This is a genomic window from Curtobacterium sp. MCLR17_054, assembly GCF_003234335.2.
GTDB lineage: Bacteria > Actinomycetota > Actinomycetes > Actinomycetales > Microbacteriaceae > Curtobacterium > Curtobacterium flaccumfaciens.
Genome location: NZ_CP126263.1, coordinates 3,608,016 through 3,627,179, shown reverse-complemented (window position 1 = coordinate 3,627,179; position 19,164 = coordinate 3,608,016). Strand labels below are relative to the sequence as shown.

The window sequence follows — 19,164 nt, the reverse complement described above, 5'->3', positions numbered from 1 at the left end:
TCACCTCCGGCAGGTGGTCGCTGCACTGCCGGGAGGCGCGGCTCGCCTCACACACGGAGCCGCAGCCCCTGCGGGGTCGCCGTGAACCCCGCGGCCCGGAGCGCGCCACCGAGCGGCGTCTCCAGCACGAAGTCCCCGTCGACCCGCTCGACCGAGAGCTTCCGCAGCCCGGTCCGGACGATGCCGGCGATCGAGGCCGCCGCGGCAGCGAGGTCGGCGGCATCGTCGGTGAAGGTCAGCACCGACTTGCCACCGCGCTCCACGTACACGGTGAGCTTGCCGTCGACGGTCGTGACGAGGGCACCCGCCTTGCGCCCGGGCCGGTGACCCCGGGTGGCCTTCGCGCCGCTTGCCGCATCGTTCGCGCCGGTGCTCTCCACACCGGCTGCGACGGCATCGTCCGGAACCGCGGGATCGGCGTCGCCCGTCGGCCACGGCAGCGAGGCCCCGAACGGGTTCGCCGGGTCGGTCGCGGCGAGCGTGAGCGCCTCGCGCTTCCGGTCCGGGTCGTCGCGCTCGTCGTCGCCGAGTTCGCGGGCGTAGGTCCGCAGCCGGTCGACGGTCGGGCCGGTGGCGAACTGCGCCGCGCCGAGTCCCTCGACGAAGTACCCGCGACGAGCCCGGCCGGACTCCTCGAACCGCGAGAGCACCCGGTACACCCCGGCGAAGCCGCCGCGGACACCTTCGACCTGCACGGCACCGCGGGTGACGACGCCGTAGCGTTCGAGCAGCTGTTCGGCGGTCGCCGCGGCCCGCACGGTCGAGTCGGACTTGGCCAGCGGCAGGAGCGACCAGCGACCCCCGACGGACGGCGGCCCGGACTGCGTCGGCATCGTCGGACGCCGTCGGCCACGATAGGCCCGAGCCCGCGGAGCACTCGAGCTCTTCGCCTTGCCACCGAGCATCGAGCGCAGCGGGGCGAACGTGTCGTTCGTGATCTGCCCGGCCCAGACCAGGTCCCACAGCGCGGTGGTGAGCGCCTGGTCGTCGCTGCTGCCCACGGCCTGGCCGAGCTGCCGGAAGAAGTACGCGCCGCCGCCGGCCAGGGCGCCGAGCACGTCCCGCTGCAGTTCGGTCGTCTCGTCACCGGAGGGCTCGGCGAGCGTCGTCGCCGCGGTGTCGGCCAGGTGCAGGCGCACCCATCCGTCGTTGCCCGGCAGGGTGCCCCCGCCGGACCACAGGACCTCGCCGGTGGCGGTGAGTTCGTCGAGCATGCTCGTCGAGTAGTCGGTGACGCGCGACGGCAGTACCAGGGTCTCCCAGGCGCTGGCGGGCAGGGCGACCCCGGCGAGCTGGTCGATCACCTGCAGGACGCCGTCGACGCCACGGAGCCCGCCGCGGGTCCCCGGTGTCTGCACGTGCTGCCACGCGGGCAGGAAGCGGGCGAGGGTGTCCGGCGAGACCGGTTCGACCTCGTGCCGCAGCGCTGCGAGTGACTTCGTGCGGATCCGTCGCAGGACCTCGGCGTCGCACCACTCGGCACCCTGGCGGTCGGGTCGGAACTCGCCCTCCACCACCCGGCGGTCGGCGACGAGTCGGCGCAGGGTGTCCTGCACGACGGCGATGCCCAGCCCGAGGCGACCGGCGGCCTCCTGCGCGGAGAACGGCCCGTGCGACCGGGCGTAGCGGCCGATCAGGTCACCGAGGGGGTCGGCCACGGGCTCGACGAACGCCGTGGGCACACCGATCGGCAGCGGGACCCCGAGGGCGTCCCGCAGACGGGCGGCGTCCTCGATCACGGCCCAGCGCGTCGCCCCGGCGTGCGAGAACGACAGCACTCGGCGGTCCCGCTCCAACACCTGGAGCGTGCTGCGCAGTTCGGCGGTGGCCGCTGGACGGTCGGCGGTGTCGGCGAGCCAACTCCGGTCGACCGCTTCGTCGAGGTCGAGCGCGCCGACGAGCCGCAGCACGTCCACGAGCCCCTCGGCGTCACGGGCACGGCGGTCCGGCGACAGCCGCTGCAGGTCGCGCTCCACCGAGGTGATGACCGCCGGGTCGAGCAGCTCACGCAGCTCCGCACGGCCGAGCAGCTCGCCGAGCAGGGTCGAGTCGAGCGACAGGGCCGCTGCCCGGCGTTCGGCGAGCGGGGTGTCCCCCTCGTACATGAAGGCCGCGACGTACCCGAACAGGATCGAGCGGGCGAACGGCGACGGCTGCTCGGTCTCCGTCTCGACCAGGCGGATCCGACGTCCGGCGATGTCGTCGGCGATCCCGAGCAGCGCGGGCACGTCGTAGACGTCCTGCAGCACCTCGCGCACGGTCTCGAGCACGATCGGGAACGTCGGGTACTTCTGCGCGACCTCGAGCAGCTGCGAGGCCCGCTGCCGCTGCTGCCAGAGCGGCGACCGCTGCCCGGGGTTCCGTCGGGGCAGCAGCAGGGCGCGCGCCGCACACTCACGGAACCGCGCGGCGAACAGCGCCGAGCCCCCGACCTCGTCGGTGACCAGGGCCTCGAGGTCGTCGCGCTCGAACACGAACAGGTCGGCACCCGGCGGTTCGGCGTCGGTCTCCGGGATGCGGACGACGATGCCGTCGTCGGCCGCCATCGCGTCACCGTCGATGCCGTGCCGTTCGCGCAGCCGTGCGGCGACCGCCAGGGCCCACGGCGCGTGCACCTGCATGCCGTAGGGCGAGTGCAGGATGAGCCGCCAGTCCCCGAGCTCGTCGCGGAACCGCTCGATGACGAGCGTGGTGTCGTTCGGCACGTGACCGGTGGCCGCGCGCTGGTCGCGCAGGAAGGTCAGCAGGTTGGTGATCGCGCGCTCGTCCAGTCCACCGGCGGCGACGCGGGCGCGTGCGTCGTCGTCCGAGGCGCCCTCGACCTCGCGCACGAACGCACCGGTCGCCCGCCCGAGCTCGGCGGGCCGGCCGATGCCGTCGCCCTTCCAGAACGGCACGCGTCCGGGCTGCCCGAACGCCGGGCTCACGACGACGCGGTCGTGGGTGATCTCCTCGATCCGCCAGCTCGTCGCACCGAGGGCGAAGACGTCGCCCACGCGCGACTCGTAGACCATCTCCTCGTCGAGCTCGCCGACGCGGGACGCCTTCTCGCCGACCATGAAGACGCCGAACATGCCGCGGTCGGGGATCGTCCCGCCGCTCGTCACCGCGAGGCGCTGCGCACCGGGGCGCCCGGTCAGGGTGCCGTGCACGCGGTCCCAGACCAGCCGTGGCCGGAGTTCGGCGAACTCGTCGCTCGGGTACCGGCCCGTGACCAGGTCGAGCGTCGCCTCGAACGCCGATCGGGGCAGGCCGCTGAACGGGGCGCTCCGCCGCACGAGCTCGAACCAGTGCTCGACGTCGAGTGTGTCGATCGCCCCGGCCGCCACGGTGTGCTGCGCCAGGACGTCGAGCGGGTTCGCCGGCACCGAGATCGACTCGATCTGGCCCGTGACCATCCGCTCGACCGTGACCGCGCTGTTGACCAGGTCGGCGCGGTGCTTCGGGAACAGCACGCCGCGGGAGATCTCGCCCACCTGGTGGCCGGCACGACCGACGCGCTGCAGGCCGCTCGCGACCGAGGGCGGCGCCTCGACCTGGACGACCAGGTCGACCTCGCCCATGTCGATGCCGAGCTCGAGTGAACTCGTCGCGACGACGCACCGCAGCCGACCGGACTTCAGGTCGTCCTCGATGATCGCGCGCTGGTCCTTCGACACCGAGCCGTGGTGTGCGCGGGCGAGCACCGGGACGGAGGCGTCCGAGCCCCCGCCGCCGGTCTGCCCGGACCCGCCGATCAGCTGCGCCGGCGGGCGCTTGGCCCCCTGGGGTGCGACGGCGTGCGCCGAGGTGCGGGCCGGTGACTGCGGTCGGCCCTGCGCCACGGGCAGGCCGTCGTCGTCCGGGGACGCACCCGCCGGCACCAGCACGCCGTCACCGGCGGCGGCGAGCACGCGTTCCTCGTGGATCTCGTTGAGCCGAGCCGTGAGTCGTTCGGCCAGCCGCCGCGAGTTCGCGAACACGATGGTCGAGCGGTGTTCCTCGATCAGGTCGACGACACGTTCTTCGACGTGCGGCCAGATCGACCCGTTCGTCGGCGACTCGGACGCGTCCGCACCCACCGGCGGCGCCCCGAGCTCGGTCATGTCGTCGACGGGCACGACGACCCGCAGGTCGAAGGTCTTCTGCGCGGGCGGCGCGATGATCGTCACCGGTGCACGGCCGCCGAGGAACCGGGCGACCTCTTCCGGTGGGCGGACGGTCGCGGACAGCCCGATGCGCTGCACGGGCTTGTCGAGCAGGTCGTCGAGGCGCTCGAGCGACACGGCCAGGTGTGCGCCGCGCTTGGTCGAGGCGACCGCGTGGACCTCGTCCACGATGACGGTGTCGACGTTCACCAGGGTCTCGCGCGCCTGCGAGGTGAGCATCAGGTAGAGCGACTCGGGCGTGGTGATGAGGATGTCCGGCGGCTGGCGCAGGAGCTTCTGCCGGTCGGACGACGGGGTGTCACCGCTGCGCACCCCGACCGTGACGTCGGGCGGTTCGGTGCCGAGGCGGCGTGCGGTCTGGGTGATGCCGACGAGCGGGCTCCGCAGGTTGCGCTCGACGTCGACGCCCAGGGCCTTGAGCGGCGAGACGTAGAGCACGCGCGTGCGCTGCTTCGCCGGTGGACGGTCCGTCGCGCTGATGAGCCGGTCGATCGACCACAGGAACGACGCCAGGGTCTTGCCGGAGCCGGTCGGGGCGATCACGAGTGCGTGCTGCCCGGTCGAGATGGCGTCCCACGCCCCGGCCTGCGCCGGTGTCGGTGCATCGAAGGCGCCGCGGAACCACTCGGTGGTCGCGGGGGAGAAGCGCTCGAAGACGTCCGTCATGGTCCGTCCCATCCTGCCCGCCACCACCGACAGCAGGCCGAGCGCACGTCCCCCTTGACAAAGCGATAGTTACCGATCTATCGTAAACACATCGCGATACGACGAAGACGATCAGGTCAGACCGGTCGCGAGCCGACTCAGCACGACGAAAGGACTCCTCATGCGCCCCTCGTATGACGACAACAGCAACACGTCCTCCCGCGACCAGCGCGGGTTCGGCCCGCGCGGCCCCCGCTTCGGCGGCGCGCGGCAGCACCACGGCGCCGGCTTCCCCGGCCGTGACCGCGGTGACCACGACCACGGCGGCCGCGGCTTCGGTGGCCGCGGGTTCGGCCCCGGCTTCGGCCCGGGCATGGGCTTCGGCCCCGGTTTCGGCGGGCCCGGTTTCGGCCGCGAACGCCGTCGCCGCGGTGACGTCCGTCTCGCGATCCTCGGTCTGCTGGCCGAGGGCCCGCAGAACGGGTACGCCGTGATCAAGACCATCGCCGAGCGCACCGGCGGCGCCTGGAAGCCGAGCCCCGGCTCGGTCTACCCGACGCTCCAGCAGCTCGTCGACGAAGACCTCGTGGTCTCGTCGGGCGACGGCCGCAAGACGCTCTTCGAGCTCACCGACGCCGGCAAGGCCGAGACCGAGGCCAAGGCCGACGAGATCGCTGCGGCACTCGACGGGGCCCCGGGCATCCCGGACGCCCAGCGCGAGTTCTTCGAGGCACTCCGGAAGACCATGGGCGTCCTGCAGATGTACCGCAGCACCGCGACCGAGGAACAGGCCAAGGCCGCCACGGCCAAGGTGGACCAGCTCCGCAAGGACCTGCTCCAGATCCTGGCCGACTGACGGACGTCACCCATGACGGACAGGAGGCCCGGTGCCAGCTGGCACCGGGCCTCCAGTCCGTCGTCGTGCGCCTACACCGCGCCGACGAAGGCGGCCACGTCCGCCAGCTCCGCCGTCGACACGGCGTGCGGCAGGCCCGCGTAGGAACGGTCGGTCACGTCGGTGTGCGCTGCGGCCCACGCCTGCGTCCGGGCGGTGGCCTCGGGCGGGATCACCGGGTCGAGGTCACCGTGCCCCAGGAACACCCGCGGCCGCACGGCCGACACGGCCTCGTCGCGGGAGTCCGTGACGCCCGGCACGACGAACCCCGACAGCGACACGGCGAACGCGAACGCCGCGGGCCGGGCGCGCAGCAGCTGGAGCGCCATCGAGCCGCCCTGCGAGAACCCGAGCAGCCCGATCCGCGGGTGGTCGGCGGCGACGGAGTCGATCCAGTCGAGCACCTCGGCGGTCGCGGCGTCCACCGCCTCGGGCGCGGGGGAGCCGGGCGTGCCGAGCGGGTACCAGCTGAAGCCGGGCCCCCACGGCATCGGCGCGCGGAGTGACGCGACCGTCCACGCGGGCGGCAGCGCGGGGGCGAGGCCGAGCAGGTCGTGCTCGTTCGACCCGACCCCGTGCATCGCCACGAGCAGGGGTGTGCTCCGCCTGTCCGAGGTACTCCGGGTCCACTGCACCAGGTCCGCATCGATCATGTGGACAACGCTAACCATCCCCAACTCCCGCGCCTTCCGCCGAACTCGCCGCCGTCCCTGGTAGACACGGTGCATGTCCTCGCTGCGCACCCCCGATCCCGACTCCGGCTGGCTGTCCGACGAGGAGCTCGCGAACGTCCGCCGTCGTCTGCCGATCTGTTACGTCGAGGCGGTCCCTGTCCGCACCGACGGCCTCGGCGTCGTGACCGAGGTCGGCGTGCTGCTGCGTGTCTCCCCGAGCGGTTCGATCGCCCGCACCCTGGTGTCCGGTCGGGTGATGTTCGGCGAGTCGATCCGCACCGCGCTGTTCCGCCACCTCGAGAAGGACCTCGGGCCGATGGCGTTCCCGCAGCTGCCCTCGAGTCCGACGCCGTTCACCGTGGCCGAGTACTTCCCGCTGCCCGGCGCCTCGGTGTACACCGACGAGCGGCAGCACGCGATCTCGCTGGCGTACGTCGTCCCCGTCACGGGGACGTGCGAGCCCCGGCAGGACGCCCTCGAGCTCACGTGGATGACCCCGATGGAAGCCGCGTCCGACGCCGTCGCCGACGAGATGGAAGGCGGCCGTGGCGCACTGCTGCGGGCTGGTCTGGCATCGGTCGGCGCCCTCCACTAGTCCGACCGGGGCGTCCGCGCCCGGCGCACGACGAAGCCCCCGGATCCGATCGGATCCGGGGGCTTCGCAGCGCGGTTGCGAACCGGCTTCAGTGCTTGTCGTCCTTGAAGCTGTCGGCGACGCCGTGCGCGGCGTCCTTGACGTCGGTGACGCCCTGCTTTGCCGAGGCCTTGCCCTGGTCGGTCTGGCCTTCGGCCTTCAAGCGGTCGTTACCGGTCGCGTTGCCGGCGGCTTCCTTGACCTTGCCTGCCGCCTTCTCAGCGGCGTTCTTGATGTCATCGATGCCAGCCATAGGCACTCCTTCCAGAAGCGGACGTGTTCCCCGTCAGCCGCTTGCGCGGCATCCGGTGAAGCAGACCGTACGCCCGGTGGAGTACCCCACCCCCAGCCCCCGCCAAGGTTCGCCAGCGCAGGCACGCAAAACACCGGTGTTCACGGATCACACCCCGGGATGCGGGGGTTCGAAACGTGGACACCGGTGTCTTGCGGGCATCGACGCGCTCAGGCCGACGGGGTCAGGCCGAGCAGGTCAGACCGCGTGGGTCAGCCCGCGCAGGTCAGTGGCGGTCGGCAGCGCCGGCCGGACGGGAGGCGCGGCGCGAGCCACCACGACGGTTGCCGCCCGACTCGTTGCCGGACCGACCCGCGGCGTAGCCGCCCTCGGACGACCAGACGGCCGACGAGCCGCCGCGCACGACGTCGCTGCTGCCCGAGCGGCGGTTGCCGCCGCTGCGGCGGCCACCGGTCGAACCGGCGGCCGCGGCACCGGAGCGCCCGGCGCCCTCGGAACGTGCGCCACGGGCCGGACGGCCCTGACGGCCCCCGGCCGAACCGGCGGACTCGCCAGCCGAGCCGGAGCGCGCGGGCTGCGCCGCGCCTCCAGACCGACCGCCGCGACCACGGCGACGACCGCCGCCGTCACCGGCGGACTCGGCCGAGCGCTGCTTGGGCTGACGCTGCTGGGTGGGCTGCTCCTCGGCCACGTGGCGGATCGGAGCGACCTCGCCGACGAGCGCGGTGACGGCCGGGGAGGTCGCCGAGACGTGCTGCGGCGTGACCTTGATCGCGGCTGCACGCATCATCTGCGCAACGTCGCGACGCTCGGCGGGCATCGTCACGGTGACGACGTCACCGGACGAACCTGCACGCGCCGTGCGTCCAGAGCGGTGCAGGTAGGCCTTGTGCTCGGTGGGCGGGTCGACGTGCACGACGAGCTCGACGTTGTCGACGTGCACACCGCGGGCGGCGACGTCGGTGGCGACGAGCACGAGGGCCTCACCGGAGGAGAACTTCGCGAGGTTGCGCTCACGGGCGCCCTGCGACAGGTTGCCCTGCAGGTCGACGGCCGGGATCCCCTGGCTGCTGAGCTGCTTGGCGAGGCGCTTGGCGTGGTGCTTCGTGCGCATGAAGAGGATGCGGCGACCGTTGCCCGAGGCGAGGGCGCTCACGAGGTGCTTCTTCGCGTCGGCGTCGGCGACCTCGAACAGGTGGTGGGTCATCGCCTCGACGGGGCTGTTCGCCTCGTCGACGGAGTGCATCACCGGGTTGTGCAGGAACTTCTTGACGAGCTTGTCCACGCCGTTGTCGAGCGTGGCGGAGAACAGCAGTCGCTGCCCGTTCTCCGGCGTCGCCTGCATGATCTTGGTGACGCCGGGCAGGAAGCCCATGTCGGCCATGTGGTCGGCCTCGTCGAGGACGGTGACCTCGATGTCGCCCAGGTTCACGTGACCCTGCTGCATCAGGTCGGCGAGGCGACCCGGGCAGGCGACCACGACGTCGACGCCGCCGCGCAGGGCGTCGACCTGACGACCCTGACCGACGCCACCGAAGATGGTCGTGGTGTTGAGGCCCATGGCCTTGGCGAGCGGGGCGAGGGCGACGTCGATCTGCGTCGCGAGCTCACGCGTCGGTGCGAGCACCAGGGCGCGAGGGCGACCGGCGCGGCGCTTGCGGCCGCTGGCGGCGAGGCGGGCGACGAGCGGGATCGCGAAGGCGATGGTCTTGCCGGAGCCGGTGCGGCCGCGGCCGAGGACGTCCTTGCCCTGCAGGGAGTCCGGGAGGGTGTCCGCCTGGATGGGGAACGCCATGTCCTTGCCCTGGTCGGCGAGGACGGAGACCATCGGCGCGGGGACGCCGAGGTCGGAGAAACGGATGTCTTCGGTGGTCATGGTGACCTTTCGAGCCGGAGCAGTCCGGCTGTGGGCGCGCTCTGAGGCAGCGCGCGGGCGGGATGCGCCAACGGATGTGGCTGGCGCAGTCGCCGCAGCAGAGAAGCCTGGGCACCTTCGTGAGGTGCTCGATCATCGACCAGAGTCCGGAGACAGGTGGTCGGGAGTTCGGGGCGTCCGTACGACGCACGAGGCGATCGGCGCCTCGAGTACGACCAGCATAGCGTGCACATCCCCGGAACAGCGAGGGCGGGGTCGTTCGCCCTGCGCGTGCGAGGATTCCGGGGTGCGCATGCGATCCGTCCTGTTGACCACCGCGATGGCCCTGGTGGCCGTCCTCGGCACCGCCGGCTGCGCCGAGGCCGCCACGACCAGCGCGGCCGGGAGCTACCGCAACCTGCCGACCTCGGGCCGCGTGGACTACCAGCTCGGCGGTGGGTACACCCCGCCCTCCGGCGTGACGATCGTCGAGCGCGACAGCACCGACCGCCCCGCGAAGGGCAAGTACAACATCTGCTACGTCAACGGGTTCCAGACGCAGCCCGAGGCCGCCCGCACGTGGAAGAAGTCGTACCCGTCGGCGATCCTCCGCGACCGCGCGGGCAAGCCGGTCTCCGACCCGGGGTGGCCGGACGAGATGCTCCTCGACACCCGGACCGCGGCCAAGCGTGCCCTGATCACGAAGGTGCTCGCGAAGACCGTCGCCCGCTGCGGTGACCGCGGGTTCGACGCCGTGGAGTTCGACAACCTCGACTCGTGGACCCGGAGCGGCAAGCGGCTCACCCGTGCCGGCAACCTGGCGCTCGCGAAGTCGCTCGTCGCCAAGGGGCACCGGCACGGCCTGGCCGTCGGGCAGAAGAACACGCCGCAGCTCGGGGCGTCCGGCCGGAAGCAGACCGGGTTCGACTTCGTCGTCGCCGAGGAGTGCGTGCAGTACCGGGAGTGCGCTGCGTACACGAAGGCCTACGGCGGGCGGGTCATCGACGTGGAGTACTCGGACACCCTCGAGCGCTCGTGGGGGTCGGTCTGCGGGCTGAAGAGCCGTCCGGCCATGACGATCCTGCGCGACCGCGACCTGGTGACCCCGAAGGACGACGCGTACGTGTACGAGCACTGCTGAGCGCTCGGGACGTTCCTTCCCAGAACGCCTGCGATGCCTGGTCGGATCGGGCGTACCGGGTCAGAACTTCCGACCGGGTACGCCCGGAACGACCAGGTACGCCCGGAAGCGCCAGCCCCGCCAGCGCAGCCACCCGCGCCCGCTACGCCGGCCAGGCCTCGCGCAACGCGGTGGCCGCCTGGTCCGCCGACAGCCCCGCCGAGCGCGCCGCGGCGGCCAGGGCACGAGCGGCCTCGGCCACGGCGTCCGGCACCGCCGCTGGCCGCACCACCCGGGTACCGGCGCCCCGCGCGGTGTGCACGAGCCCGGCCTCCTCGAGCAGCTGGTAGGCCTTCGCGACGGTGCCGGCGGCGAGCCCGAGCTCGTCCGCCAGCCCACGGACGCTCGGCAGCCGTTCGCCGTCCACCAGGTACCCGGCGGTGATCTGTGCGGCGATCTGCGATCGGACCTGCTCGAACGGCGGCACGCGGCCACCGACGTCGAGGGCGACGAGTCCTGTCATGCGTTCCACCCTAGAAGTCGTACTGCTCGCCGACGGGGATCGGGACCGGCACGGTGTTGCCCGGAGGCGCGAGCGGGCACGCCCACGCCGGGTCGTACGCGCACGACGGGTTGTAGGCGAAGTTGAAGTCGAGCACGAGCGACCCGAGGTCGTCGCCGCCCAGGTCCGAGCCCTTGATGGTGTCGAGCAGGTAGCGCCCGCCGCCGTAGGTGCCGCGGGCCTTGCCGGCGCTGGCGTCCTTGACGGGGACGAACACCCCGCCCGCGTAGCCACCGTGCTTCCAGACGTCGAGCGTGCCCACACCGGGGACCCGCACGAGGCCGAGCCGGTCGAAGTGGACGACGCCGTCGGTGCCGGTCTCGAAGTCGAACTCGGCGGGCTCCGTGGCCTCGATGCGGACCTGGAACCGCCACGCCGGGTCGTAGTCCGGCACCGGCAGCGACTCGAAGTCGCGAGCGTCCTCGTCGAGCAGCGGCGAGGCGGGGTGCTCCGCGAACATCGCGTCACGGGTCTCGCGCCAGAGCGCGTGCGCCGTCTGGGGGTCCGGGGTGGCGCGGACGCGGCGGTACAGGTCGAACGTCATCCGCCGCCAATCCGTCGTCGCCAGCACGCTGCGCACGCGGTCGTCGGTCGTCGGCTCCTGGGGGCGCGTCTGGCTCACGTGGTCGAGGCTACGCCCGCTCCGCGGTGGACGGGAGGCCCGACCCGCGTCGCGTCACTCGCCGTCGGTCCGCCAGGTGGGCGCGAGGGCGCGCATCCGGAACGCCCGCCACTGCCAGATGACCCACATGCCGGGCCACAGGGCGAGCCCGAGGACGGCCGGTCGCATCCGGTAGGTCAGGCGGTCGAGCAGCAGGGTCCGGCCACCCGGCGCGGGGACGACGGCCATCCGGTGCGACATCGTCATCCGCCCGAACAACCCGGACGTGCCGCCGCCGTTGTCTCGCTGCACGGGGACTCCCCGGACCTCGTACAGGTCGAGGTCGACGTGCGTGTCGCCGCTCGGCACCAGTCCGAAGGCGTCCGCGGTGATCGGGTGCGGGTGCCCCGGCTCCCAGCGCTCCGGGAACCCCTGGGGATCACGCGAGCGGTACGCCAGGAACGGCTTCGTCACCGCCACCATCACGGAGGGGGACAGCAGGGCATCGCGCACGGCGTCGACCGGCGCGTCGAGGACGATCCTGAGGCCGACGTGCATGGCGGTGACGCTACGCCCGCGGGCTGGACGGTGCGCCGTGGCCCGCTGGGCGACGACGCAGGCGCGACGCCTCAGGCGTGCCGGGCCGACCGGCGGCGGGACCCCTCGGCGCGGTCGTGCCGCCGGAGCCGCTCGGCCAGCGAGAGCCGCACGGCCGGCCACTCCGACGCGATCACCGAGAACACCACGGTGTCGCGCAGCGTGCCGTCACGGCCGATCGCGTGGTTCCGGAGCACGCCGTCCTGCTTGGCGCCGAGGCCCGCGATGGCCGCCCGGGACTGCAGGTTGTGCCAGTGGGTGCGGAACTCGACCGCGATGCACTGCCAGGCCTCGAACGCGTGCGACAGCATGAGCAGCTTCGACTCGGTGTTGATCCCCGAGCGCTGCGCGGACCGGGCCAGGAACGTGCTGCCGATCTCGACGTGGCGGTTGCCCGGGTCGATGTTCATGAAGGTCGTCGCACCCACCACCCGTCCGGTCGGGCGGTCCCGCACGGCGAAGGGCACCATGCGTCCGGCCTCGTGCTCGGCGAGCCGCCGGTCGATCTCGGCCTCGACCTGTGCCGGGGCGGGCACGGAGGTGTACCAGGTGCGCCACAGATCGCCGTCCGCGACCGCCGCCCGCAGGTCTTCCGCGTGCTCCTGCCCGAGGGGCTCGAGCGTCACACGGTCGCCGGTCAGGGTGGGTACGGGGGCGATCTCCATGACCATGCATCCTAGGGTTGGCGACCCTGGTGGAACCCGGTCGGACGGCGACCCTGTGGAGAAGGACAGCATCGCCCGGGCGGCTATCGTGACGGACGTGGCAGAACGCACCCAGGAGAAGTACCAGGTCCGGTTCGCGTGGGGTCCCGGAGGTGCGGCACGGATCGTCCACGGCACCCACCTGCTCGTCTGGGTCGACGCCCTGCCGCCGACCCCCGACGCCGCAGCACAGCGGCGCGCGCTGCGGAACGTGACCGCCCAGCTGCCGCAGGGGCCGGAGGTCGTGCTCGGCCACCTCGGCAACGCGGCGGCGGTCGCGGAACGCGTGACGGGCCTCCAGGCCGCACGCGGTGACCGGTGCGTCGTCGCGATCGTGGCCGCCGGGCTGCACCACTCCGCAGTCCTCGACGACGCGGCCGAGGCGGCGGGGGAGTCCGTCGACGTGGCCGACGCACCCGACTTCGCCGTCGAGGACCTGCTCGCCGCCGGAGCCGTCGTCGACGCGCTCACCGAGGTCGGCATCGACCACACCTCACCCGAGGCCGCTGCGGCCTGCGCGGCGTACACGGGGCTGCGCCGTGCCGTGCGGCACCTGGTCAGCGCGTCCGAGGGAGCCGCCGTCCTGAGTCGTGACGACGTGCACGCGGCGCTCGCTGCGGGCCCCGACCTGCCCGTCCTGCGGGAATCGGGGGAGCGCGCGTAGCGTTCGCCCCGTCACGGAACCAGCGAGCGAAGGAGCAACGCCATGAAGGCAGTCGTGGGCGACACGGTGATCGCGGAGGCCCCCGAAGAGGACCTCATCAAGATCGAGGGCAACTGGTACTTCCCGCCGTCGAGCGTGAAGACCGAGCTCTTCACCGAGAGCCCCACCCAGTACCACTGCCCGTGGAAGGGCGACACCCAGTACTTCACGGTGAACGTCGACGGACAGGCGCTGCAGGACCGCGCGTGGTCGTACCCGACGCCGATCCCGTCGTCGTTCGAGCGCGTCGGCAAGGACTACTCGGGCTACGTCGCGTTCTGGAAGGACGTCCAGGTCGTCGACTGACGACCGGTCGCCCCCTGACCGGCTGCGATTCAGCCGGTCAGGGTGAGCACGACCAGCGCGACGTTGAGCGCCACGATGACCGCCGCGATCACCCACGCCACCACGCGGGTGGTCGCGGCGTTCACGTCGGTCCCCATCACGCTCCGTCGCGAGGTGTAGACCACCAGGGGCACGATCGCGAAGGCGATGCCGAAGCTCAGCACCACCTGGCTGACCACGAGCAGCATCGTCGCGTCGATGTTCAGTGCGAGCAGCACGATCGCCGGCACCAGGGTGATCGCGCGCCGGGCCACGAGCGGGATCCGCACGTGCAGCAGCCCCTGCATGATCTCCGCGCCGGCCATGCAGCCCACCGAGGTCGAGGCCAGGCCGGACGCGAGCAGGCCCACGGCGAAGAGCACCCCGACGACCGGGCCGACGTTCTCGGCGATGGCGCGCTGCGCACCGGGGATGGAGTCGGTGCCCTCGACGCCCGGCAGGGTGGCCGCGGCGAGGACGAGCATCGCGATGTTCACCCCACCCGCGACGATCAGCGCGAGCCCGACGTCCCACCGGGTCGCGACGAGCACCCGGCGACGCTCCGGCCCGGCGGGGACGTCCCCGTGGCGGTCCCGGGCGAGCGCCGAGTGCAGGTACACCGCGTGCGGCATCACGGTGGCGCCGAGCATCGAGGCCGCCAGCAGCACCGACCCGGAGCCCTCGAACCGCGGCACGAGCCCGGCGACCAGGTCGGCCGGAGACACCCGGGCGAACAGCAGTCCGGCACAGAAGCCCACCGTCAGGATCGCGAGCATCGCCGTCACCACGGTCTCGAACAGGCGCGTGCCCCGGCGGCTGTGCAGGGTCAGCAGGAGCATCGAGACGAGCCCGGTGATGATCCCGCCGACCACGAGCGGCAGACCGAAGAGCAGGTAGAGCGCCAGCGCGCCGCCGATGACCTCGGCGATGTCGGTCGCGGCGGCGACGATCTCGGCCTGGCCCCAGAACAGCAGGCGCGGGGTGCGCCGCATCCGCAGGCCGAGGTGCTCGGGCAGCGACTTGCCCGTCACCACCCCGAGCTTGGCGGACAGGTACTGCACCACCACGGCGCTGGCGTTCGCGGCCACGAGCACCCAGAGCAGCAGGTACCCGTACTCGGCGCCGGCGGTCAGGTTGGCGGCGACGTTGCCCGGGTCGACGTACGCGATGGCCGCGACGAAGGCCGGTCCGAGCAGGGTGAGCCCGGCTGCGCGGCGACGCGGGGCACCGGATGGATGCTCGTCGAGCCGGGGGCTGGCAGTGTCGGTCATGCACCGATCCTGCCAGAGAATTCGGCGTCCCGAATCTTTTTCTTCGACGGGTCGTTGTGCTCGCCGGTCGCCGCGCGCGCGTGCGTGCGTCGGGTGGTCAAGACCTGTCGGCTGGGAGGCCGCCAGCCGACGGTTGGTGACCGCTCGGCGCGGGTGCGCGGGGTGTCGTGACCGCTCGTGCTCAGCTCGTGGTCACTCCGCGGCGCGGCGAGCGCGGTGCGCCCGGACCTTCGCCCGGTTGCCGCACCGCTGCATCGAGCACCAGCGTCGGGTCCCACCGCGCGACGAGTCGTAGAACACCAGGCCGCAGTCCTCGGCCGAGCAGCGGCTCAGCCGCGTCGGCCGGCCGTGGGCCTCGACGTCGTCGAAGCCGACCTCGGTGAAGAGCGCGACGGCGTCGCGCGCGACGCTCGACAGGGCCTGCGCCAGGCGGACCCGGTTGGCTCCGGCACGGCGTCGGCCACCCGGGAGGCTCGGGGGCACGTCCGGCAGGGCGGCGAACAGGTTGACGGTGTCGATGTCGTCGGGCGCGGGGCGCGTGCGGCCGGCCCCGGCACGCAGGCCCGCCGCCACGGCGGTGCGTTCCGCGGCGGTGCTCGCCGGCGCGGGGGCGGCGGCCACGGCGAGCCGGGCGATCGCGGCACGCAGGGCCCGGGCGTCCTGCAGCTCGCGGGCGCTGGCACCGACGTCGATCGGCTCGGTGTGCTCGCTGAGCCACTCGTCCAGGTCGGCCGGGCTCGCGAGCAGTTCCCCGAGCTGCGACCGCGGTCGGCGTCCGGTGGGGTCGTCGGCGAAGCCACCCGTGTGCGCGAAGTCGAGCGCGATCCGTCCGGCGTCGAAGAACCAGGAGGAACCGGCGTCCGTGCGGATGTGCTGCCCCGTGTGCATCCGCCCAGGCTAACGGGTTACCGGCGCGCCTCCGTGCGTCGGGACCCTCATGCGGTAGTCGACGCCATCGAGGCCGCGTCGTCGTCGGCGGTCCGGCGCCGCCAGGTGATGACGTTCCGGGCATCGAAGCGCCGGGAACAGCGGGCGCAGGCCAGGGGACGGGTGGGCGTGCGGTACCGGAAGTGCTCGTGCCCCGCGGGGCAGGTGCCGATCCAGGGGGCGAGCTCGCTGGCGATCGGCCCGTCGTGCAGCCGGGAGCCGGTGTACCCGATCGCCGCAGCCGTGCGCTTCCACTTCGGTCCGTGTGCCGCCCGGGCGCCGGCGAGTGCGTGCGCGACCTCGTGCAGCAGGACCTGCTCGACGTCGTCGTCGGAGAACCGGGTGGCCAGGTGACGGCTCACCGTGATCCGCTTCCGCGCGAAGTCGCACTGCCCGGCGCGGGTCTTGGCGTGGTCGAAGCCGAACGCCCACGTGCCGGCACCGAGGTGTTCGGCGATGAGCGCTTCGGCACGGAGCCGGACGGTCTCGAGCGCGGTCACTGCTCGGCGCGAGGGTCGGCCTGGCCCTTCTTCGCTGCCCGGGCCGCGATCCGGCCCCAGATGTCGTCGGCCTCGGTCCGTGCGGCGTCGGGCGCACCGAGCACGCGGCGGCGGATCGGCGGAACCTGCTTCACCGGCTCGGCGACGCGGGTGGTGGGTTCCTCGTCCTCGGCACGGCGGGCGGCGACCTCGCGGGCGGTCCGTGGCTTGTCGGACGGTTCCGCCGGGTTGGTGATCGAGGCCCGCATGGCGGCCTCGACCGCGGTGCGCAACGCGTCGGTGCGCTCGGACGGCGCCCCCGCTTGCCGGAAGGCCTGGTACGCCCGCGAGAGTGCGGCGCGGGCCTCGTCGAATCGGTCGTTCTCGAACAGCGACCAGCCCTCGATCTCGGCTGCGGCGCCCTCGAGTTCGGGCCACTCCTCGGTGGCGGCGGTGTCGCGGGCCATGGCGGCCTCGGTGGCGGCGCGGTCGTGCCGCCCGAGGTCGTGCAGGACGTGCGCACGACGGATCCGCGCGGCGACCTTGTCCTGGCGCTCCCCGGTGAACATTGCGAGGCGGAACACCTCTTCCGCGATGACGAGCGACTCGTCCAGACGACCGAGCAGGCGGAGGAGTTCGGCGCGTTCGGCGAGGGCGTCGGTGCTGCGGCTCTGGCCGAGGTCACGGAGCCGCTGGTGCACGGCGTCGACGTCGACCGCGGGTCGCAGGCTGATGGGCGCGAAGGTGCTGCCCGGGCTGACTCCGGCCGTCACGGGAGCCGCGTGGCGCGGTTCACGGGAACGGTCGGACAGGTCGGGCTGCTGGCGGTCGTCGGGCGGGAGGGACATCGGTTCGAGGGTAGCCGCGGTCTCCCGGGAGCGGTCGGTGCGACGCGCTCAGGTTGCGCGGGTGCGGCCGTGCACGCGTGCCGCCCGGGACGACGAACGGCCCGCCGTGCCGGAGCACGACGGGCCGTTCCGAGTGGTCGATCAGGAGTTGGCGGCCACCGCGGCGGCAGCGGCTACGCCGACGTAGGTGACCAGCGTCGCGATCGTGGCCACGACGGCCAGGATGATCGCGAAGATGCCCCAGCCGCGACCACGCTTGGTCACGGCGGCGATGATGCCCTGCACGAGCGCCCAGAGCCCGAGGATCGCGGCGACGCCGGCGATCACCGCACCGACACCGATCTGCGAGATGACGGCCGGGTCGTTCATGAGCTGACGCTGCAGCTCCTGCTGGTCCGGGGTGGCACCGCTGCTCGGTACGAGGTTGTTGATCGCGTCGCTGTTGGCGAGCGCCGACCCCATCACGTACCCGCCGATGACGCCGATGACGAGCGCGGCGAGTCCGAGGAAGAACGCCACGACACCGAGGGTCTTCTTCTTGGGCTTCGGCTCGTCGTGGCTCTGCCAGGCCGGGGCACCGGCGTGCGCGGGCGCGGCGGCGTACGGCTGCTGGTCGTGGTGCTGGTCGTGGCGCTGCTGGTCGTTCCAGCTCGGCGTGCTCGACGGCTGGCCGTACTGCTGCTGGCCCTGCCCGTACTGCTCGCCGTACTGCGGGGTCGAGGTCGGCGCCGGGTCCACCCGCTCGCCGTACCGCGGGGCATCGGCGTCGGGCTGCTGCTGCGGGGCGTCGCCCCAGCGCGGCGCCTGGCCGTCGCCCGTCCGGTCCTGGTCGTTCCGGTCGTCGTTCGTCATCAGGGTTCCCATCGCTCGGTCGCGCACCTGCGCGGTCGTCCAGACCATCCTGACAGCCGGACCCGCCGAGTGCCCGAAGTCCGTCCCCGGCGGTGCCGCGCGGGCATCAGCCCCCGAACACGCTCCGGTTCGGCTCCGGCGACGCGACCGCCGTCTGGTCGGTGACGATCGGCGCCCCGGCGATGAACGCCCTGAGCTCCGCACCGTGCACGACCTTCGCCGGCATCGGGTCGGACGAGTACCGCCTCGGCATGTCCGCCACCGGCAGGTCGGTCGGCGACCCGAGCAGCACGATGTTCCCGAACCGCCGGCCCTTGAGCATGCCGGTGTCCGCGACCGCGGCGACCGACGGCAGCACCGACTGCAGCGTCGAGGCCTGCCCGCGGGCGAACGCCAACCCGGCGCCGTCGGCCACGTTCACCGCGACGATGCCCGTCGGCGACAGGAACACGGCGACCTCACGGTAGAACTCGACACTCGTCACGTGGGCGGGGATCTGAGAACCGCCGAAGACGTCCACCACCGCCAGGTCCACGGTGCCGCGGAGTCCGGCGGGCAGCTTGCCGAGGACCTCCCGGGCGTCGCCGTACCGCACCCGGATCGAGGCGCCGCGGGGGAACGGCAGGGCCTCGCGCACGTGCTCGACCAGGTCGCGCTCGAGCTCGATCACCTGCTGCCGCGAACCCGGACGGGTCACCGCGACGTAGCGGGGCAGGGTGAGGGCACCGGCGCCCAGGTGCAGTGCCGTGATCGGGCCGTCCGGCAGCAGGTCGATCGCGTGCCCGATCCGCCGGATGTACTCGAACGCCAGGTGGGTCGGGTCCTCGAGGTCCACGTGCGACTGCGGGGTGCCGTCCACCACCAGGGTGAAGGACCCCGGTCGGTGCCGGTCCGGCTCCACCACCGAGTACCCCGCACCGATCCGGAACCCGTCGAACGCATCAGCCATGCCGTCAATGGAACACCACCGCGATCACCACCCGCGTCCCCACCCCTGGTTGGTGTGCCCGCGGAGCGCCCGGAACGAGGCTGATGGGACCGGTCGGAACACTCCGCCGGACCACCTCGAAAG

Annotated in this window: 18 protein-coding genes and 1 pseudogene; 5 read left to right on the top strand and 14 right to left on the bottom strand. The window is 72.9% G+C overall.

From position 1 onward, the window contains the following. Positions 1-47: 47 nt before the first annotated feature. On the bottom strand, positions 48-4,814 hold the full coding sequence (locus DEJ08_RS17220; RefSeq protein ID WP_111053706.1) for an Lhr family ATP-dependent helicase: 4,767 nt from the start codon (positions 4,812-4,814) through the stop codon (positions 48-50). A gap of 160 nt (positions 4,815-4,974) precedes the next feature. Between DEJ08_RS17220 and DEJ08_RS17215 the strand changes: the two genes are divergently transcribed. Further along, on the top strand, positions 4,975-5,649 hold the full coding sequence (locus DEJ08_RS17215) for a PadR family transcriptional regulator (protein ID WP_111053707.1): 675 nt from the start codon (positions 4,975-4,977) through the stop codon (positions 5,647-5,649). Between the two features lie 71 nt (positions 5,650-5,720). Here the strand turns inward: DEJ08_RS17215 and DEJ08_RS17210 are convergent, their stop codons facing one another. Next, a complete protein-coding gene (locus DEJ08_RS17210) occupies positions 5,721-6,341 on the bottom strand; it encodes an alpha/beta hydrolase (protein ID WP_111053708.1) in 621 nt (206 codons plus the stop codon). A gap of 73 nt (positions 6,342-6,414) precedes the next feature. Between DEJ08_RS17210 and DEJ08_RS17205 the strand changes: the two genes are divergently transcribed. After that, the gene (locus DEJ08_RS17205; RefSeq protein ID WP_071406188.1) at positions 6,415-6,957 is read left to right on the top strand and encodes an NUDIX hydrolase family protein; all 543 of its coding nucleotides are present in this window, start codon (positions 6,415-6,417) and stop codon (positions 6,955-6,957) included. Between the two features lie 88 nt (positions 6,958-7,045). Here DEJ08_RS17205 and DEJ08_RS17200 read toward each other — a convergent pair whose 3' ends face one another. Both DEJ08_RS17200 and DEJ08_RS17195 read right to left on the bottom strand, forming a co-directional pair. After that, positions 7,046-7,249 carry a CsbD family protein gene (locus DEJ08_RS17200; RefSeq protein ID WP_027466762.1) on the bottom strand — a complete coding sequence of 68 codons (204 nt, stop codon included), beginning with the start codon at positions 7,247-7,249 and terminating at the stop codon, positions 7,046-7,048. A gap of 265 nt (positions 7,250-7,514) precedes the next feature. Beyond that, positions 7,515-9,125 (bottom strand): DEAD/DEAH box helicase, encoded by a 1,611-nt coding sequence (locus tag DEJ08_RS17195; protein ID WP_111032224.1) that lies wholly within the window; start codon positions 9,123-9,125, stop codon positions 7,515-7,517. A gap of 292 nt (positions 9,126-9,417) precedes the next feature. On the opposite strand from DEJ08_RS17195, the gene DEJ08_RS17190 reads away from it, so the two are divergent. Next, positions 9,418-10,245, top strand: a complete 828-nt coding sequence (locus DEJ08_RS17190; RefSeq protein WP_258366981.1) for an endo alpha-1,4 polygalactosaminidase — start codon at positions 9,418-9,420, stop codon at positions 10,243-10,245. Positions 10,246-10,387: 142 nt separating this feature from the next. Here the strand turns inward: DEJ08_RS17190 and DEJ08_RS17185 are convergent, their stop codons facing one another. The 4 genes from DEJ08_RS17185 to DEJ08_RS17170 all read right to left on the bottom strand — a co-directional run bounded on the left by DEJ08_RS17185 (position 10,388) and on the right by DEJ08_RS17170 (position 12,655). Then, complete coding sequence (locus tag DEJ08_RS17185) at positions 10,388-10,747, bottom strand: GntR family transcriptional regulator (protein ID WP_035809483.1); 360 nt, start codon at positions 10,745-10,747, stop codon at positions 10,388-10,390. A gap of 10 nt (positions 10,748-10,757) precedes the next feature. Then, a complete protein-coding gene (locus DEJ08_RS17180; RefSeq protein ID WP_051597091.1) occupies positions 10,758-11,330 on the bottom strand; it encodes a DUF1684 domain-containing protein in 573 nt (190 codons plus the stop codon). A gap of 132 nt (positions 11,331-11,462) precedes the next feature. After that, positions 11,463-11,945 (bottom strand): hypothetical protein, encoded by a 483-nt coding sequence (locus DEJ08_RS17175; protein ID WP_071406185.1) that lies wholly within the window; start codon positions 11,943-11,945, stop codon positions 11,463-11,465. A gap of 71 nt (positions 11,946-12,016) precedes the next feature. Beyond that, the gene (locus tag DEJ08_RS17170; protein WP_071406184.1) at positions 12,017-12,655 is read right to left on the bottom strand and encodes a GNAT family N-acetyltransferase; all 639 of its coding nucleotides are present in this window, start codon (positions 12,653-12,655) and stop codon (positions 12,017-12,019) included. 91 nt (positions 12,656-12,746) lie between these two features. On the opposite strand from DEJ08_RS17170, the gene DEJ08_RS17165 reads away from it, so the two are divergent. After that, positions 12,747-13,352 (top strand): 2-phosphosulfolactate phosphatase, encoded by a 606-nt coding sequence (locus tag DEJ08_RS17165; RefSeq protein ID WP_258366978.1) that lies wholly within the window; start codon positions 12,747-12,749, stop codon positions 13,350-13,352. A 36-nt stretch (positions 13,353-13,388) separates the two neighbouring features. Then, a pseudogene (locus tag DEJ08_RS17160) lies at positions 13,389-13,697 on the top strand (DUF427 domain-containing protein); the annotation flags it as partial. A 29-nt stretch (positions 13,698-13,726) separates the two neighbouring features. Here DEJ08_RS17160 and DEJ08_RS17155 read toward each other — a convergent pair. The 6 genes from DEJ08_RS17155 to DEJ08_RS17130 form a co-directional block, all read right to left on the bottom strand. Then, positions 13,727-14,986 carry an Nramp family divalent metal transporter gene (locus DEJ08_RS17155; RefSeq protein ID WP_111038472.1) on the bottom strand — a complete coding sequence of 420 codons (1,260 nt, stop codon included), beginning with the start codon at positions 14,984-14,986 and terminating at the stop codon, positions 13,727-13,729. Positions 14,987-15,178: 192 nt separating this feature from the next. After that, positions 15,179-15,874 carry a CGNR zinc finger domain-containing protein gene (locus tag DEJ08_RS17150; protein WP_111053711.1) on the bottom strand — a complete coding sequence of 232 codons (696 nt, stop codon included), beginning with the start codon at positions 15,872-15,874 and terminating at the stop codon, positions 15,179-15,181. Positions 15,875-15,921: 47 nt separating this feature from the next. Beyond that, entirely contained in the window at positions 15,922-16,413 is a 492-nt protein-coding gene (locus DEJ08_RS17145; RefSeq protein ID WP_111053712.1) for a SprT-like domain-containing protein, read from the bottom strand. Then, on the bottom strand, positions 16,410-17,240 hold the full coding sequence (locus DEJ08_RS17140; RefSeq protein ID WP_071406181.1) for a hypothetical protein: 831 nt from the start codon (positions 17,238-17,240) through the stop codon (positions 16,410-16,412). The genes DEJ08_RS17145 and DEJ08_RS17140 overlap by 4 nt, the downstream gene beginning before the upstream one ends. A 141-nt stretch (positions 17,241-17,381) precedes the next feature. After that, entirely contained in the window at positions 17,382-18,092 is a 711-nt protein-coding gene (locus tag DEJ08_RS17135; protein WP_146248429.1) for a YhjD/YihY/BrkB family envelope integrity protein, read from the bottom strand. Positions 18,093-18,198: 106 nt separating this feature from the next. Next, complete coding sequence (locus DEJ08_RS17130; protein ID WP_111053714.1) at positions 18,199-19,041, bottom strand: spermidine synthase; 843 nt, start codon at positions 19,039-19,041, stop codon at positions 18,199-18,201. Between the last annotated feature and the right edge of the window lie 123 nt (positions 19,042-19,164).

Coding starts and splice junctions, on each gene's coding strand:
- DEJ08_RS17220 (WP_111053706.1), bottom strand. CDS start 4,814: ATGACGGACGTCTTCGAGCGCTTCTCCCCCGCGACCACCGAGTGGTTC.
- DEJ08_RS17215 (WP_111053707.1), top strand. CDS start 4,975: ATGCGCCCCTCGTATGACGACAACAGCAACACGTCCTCCCGCGACCAG.
- DEJ08_RS17210 (WP_111053708.1), bottom strand. CDS start 6,341: ATGATCGATGCGGACCTGGTGCAGTGGACCCGGAGTACCTCGGACAGG.
- DEJ08_RS17205 (WP_071406188.1), top strand. CDS start 6,415: ATGTCCTCGCTGCGCACCCCCGATCCCGACTCCGGCTGGCTGTCCGAC.
- DEJ08_RS17200 (WP_027466762.1), bottom strand. CDS start 7,249: ATGGCTGGCATCGATGACATCAAGAACGCCGCTGAGAAGGCGGCAGGC.
- DEJ08_RS17195 (WP_111032224.1), bottom strand. CDS start 9,125: ATGACCACCGAAGACATCCGTTTCTCCGACCTCGGCGTCCCCGCGCCG.
- DEJ08_RS17190 (WP_258366981.1), top strand. CDS start 9,418: ATGCGATCCGTCCTGTTGACCACCGCGATGGCCCTGGTGGCCGTCCTC.
- DEJ08_RS17185 (WP_035809483.1), bottom strand. CDS start 10,747: ATGACAGGACTCGTCGCCCTCGACGTCGGTGGCCGCGTGCCGCCGTTC.
- DEJ08_RS17180 (WP_051597091.1), bottom strand. CDS start 11,330: ATGACGTTCGACCTGTACCGCCGCGTCCGCGCCACCCCGGACCCCCAG.
- DEJ08_RS17175 (WP_071406185.1), bottom strand. CDS start 11,945: ATGCACGTCGGCCTCAGGATCGTCCTCGACGCGCCGGTCGACGCCGTG.
- DEJ08_RS17170 (WP_071406184.1), bottom strand. CDS start 12,655: ATGGTCATGGAGATCGCCCCCGTACCCACCCTGACCGGCGACCGTGTG.
- DEJ08_RS17155 (WP_111038472.1), bottom strand. CDS start 14,986: ATGACCGACACTGCCAGCCCCCGGCTCGACGAGCATCCATCCGGTGCC.
- DEJ08_RS17150 (WP_111053711.1), bottom strand. CDS start 15,874: ATGCACACGGGGCAGCACATCCGCACGGACGCCGGTTCCTCCTGGTTC.
- DEJ08_RS17140 (WP_071406181.1), bottom strand. CDS start 17,240: ATGTCCCTCCCGCCCGACGACCGCCAGCAGCCCGACCTGTCCGACCGT.
- DEJ08_RS17135 (WP_146248429.1), bottom strand. CDS start 18,092: ATGACGAACGACGACCGGAACGACCAGGACCGGACGGGCGACGGCCAG.
- DEJ08_RS17130 (WP_111053714.1), bottom strand. CDS start 19,041: ATGGCTGATGCGTTCGACGGGTTCCGGATCGGTGCGGGGTACTCGGTG.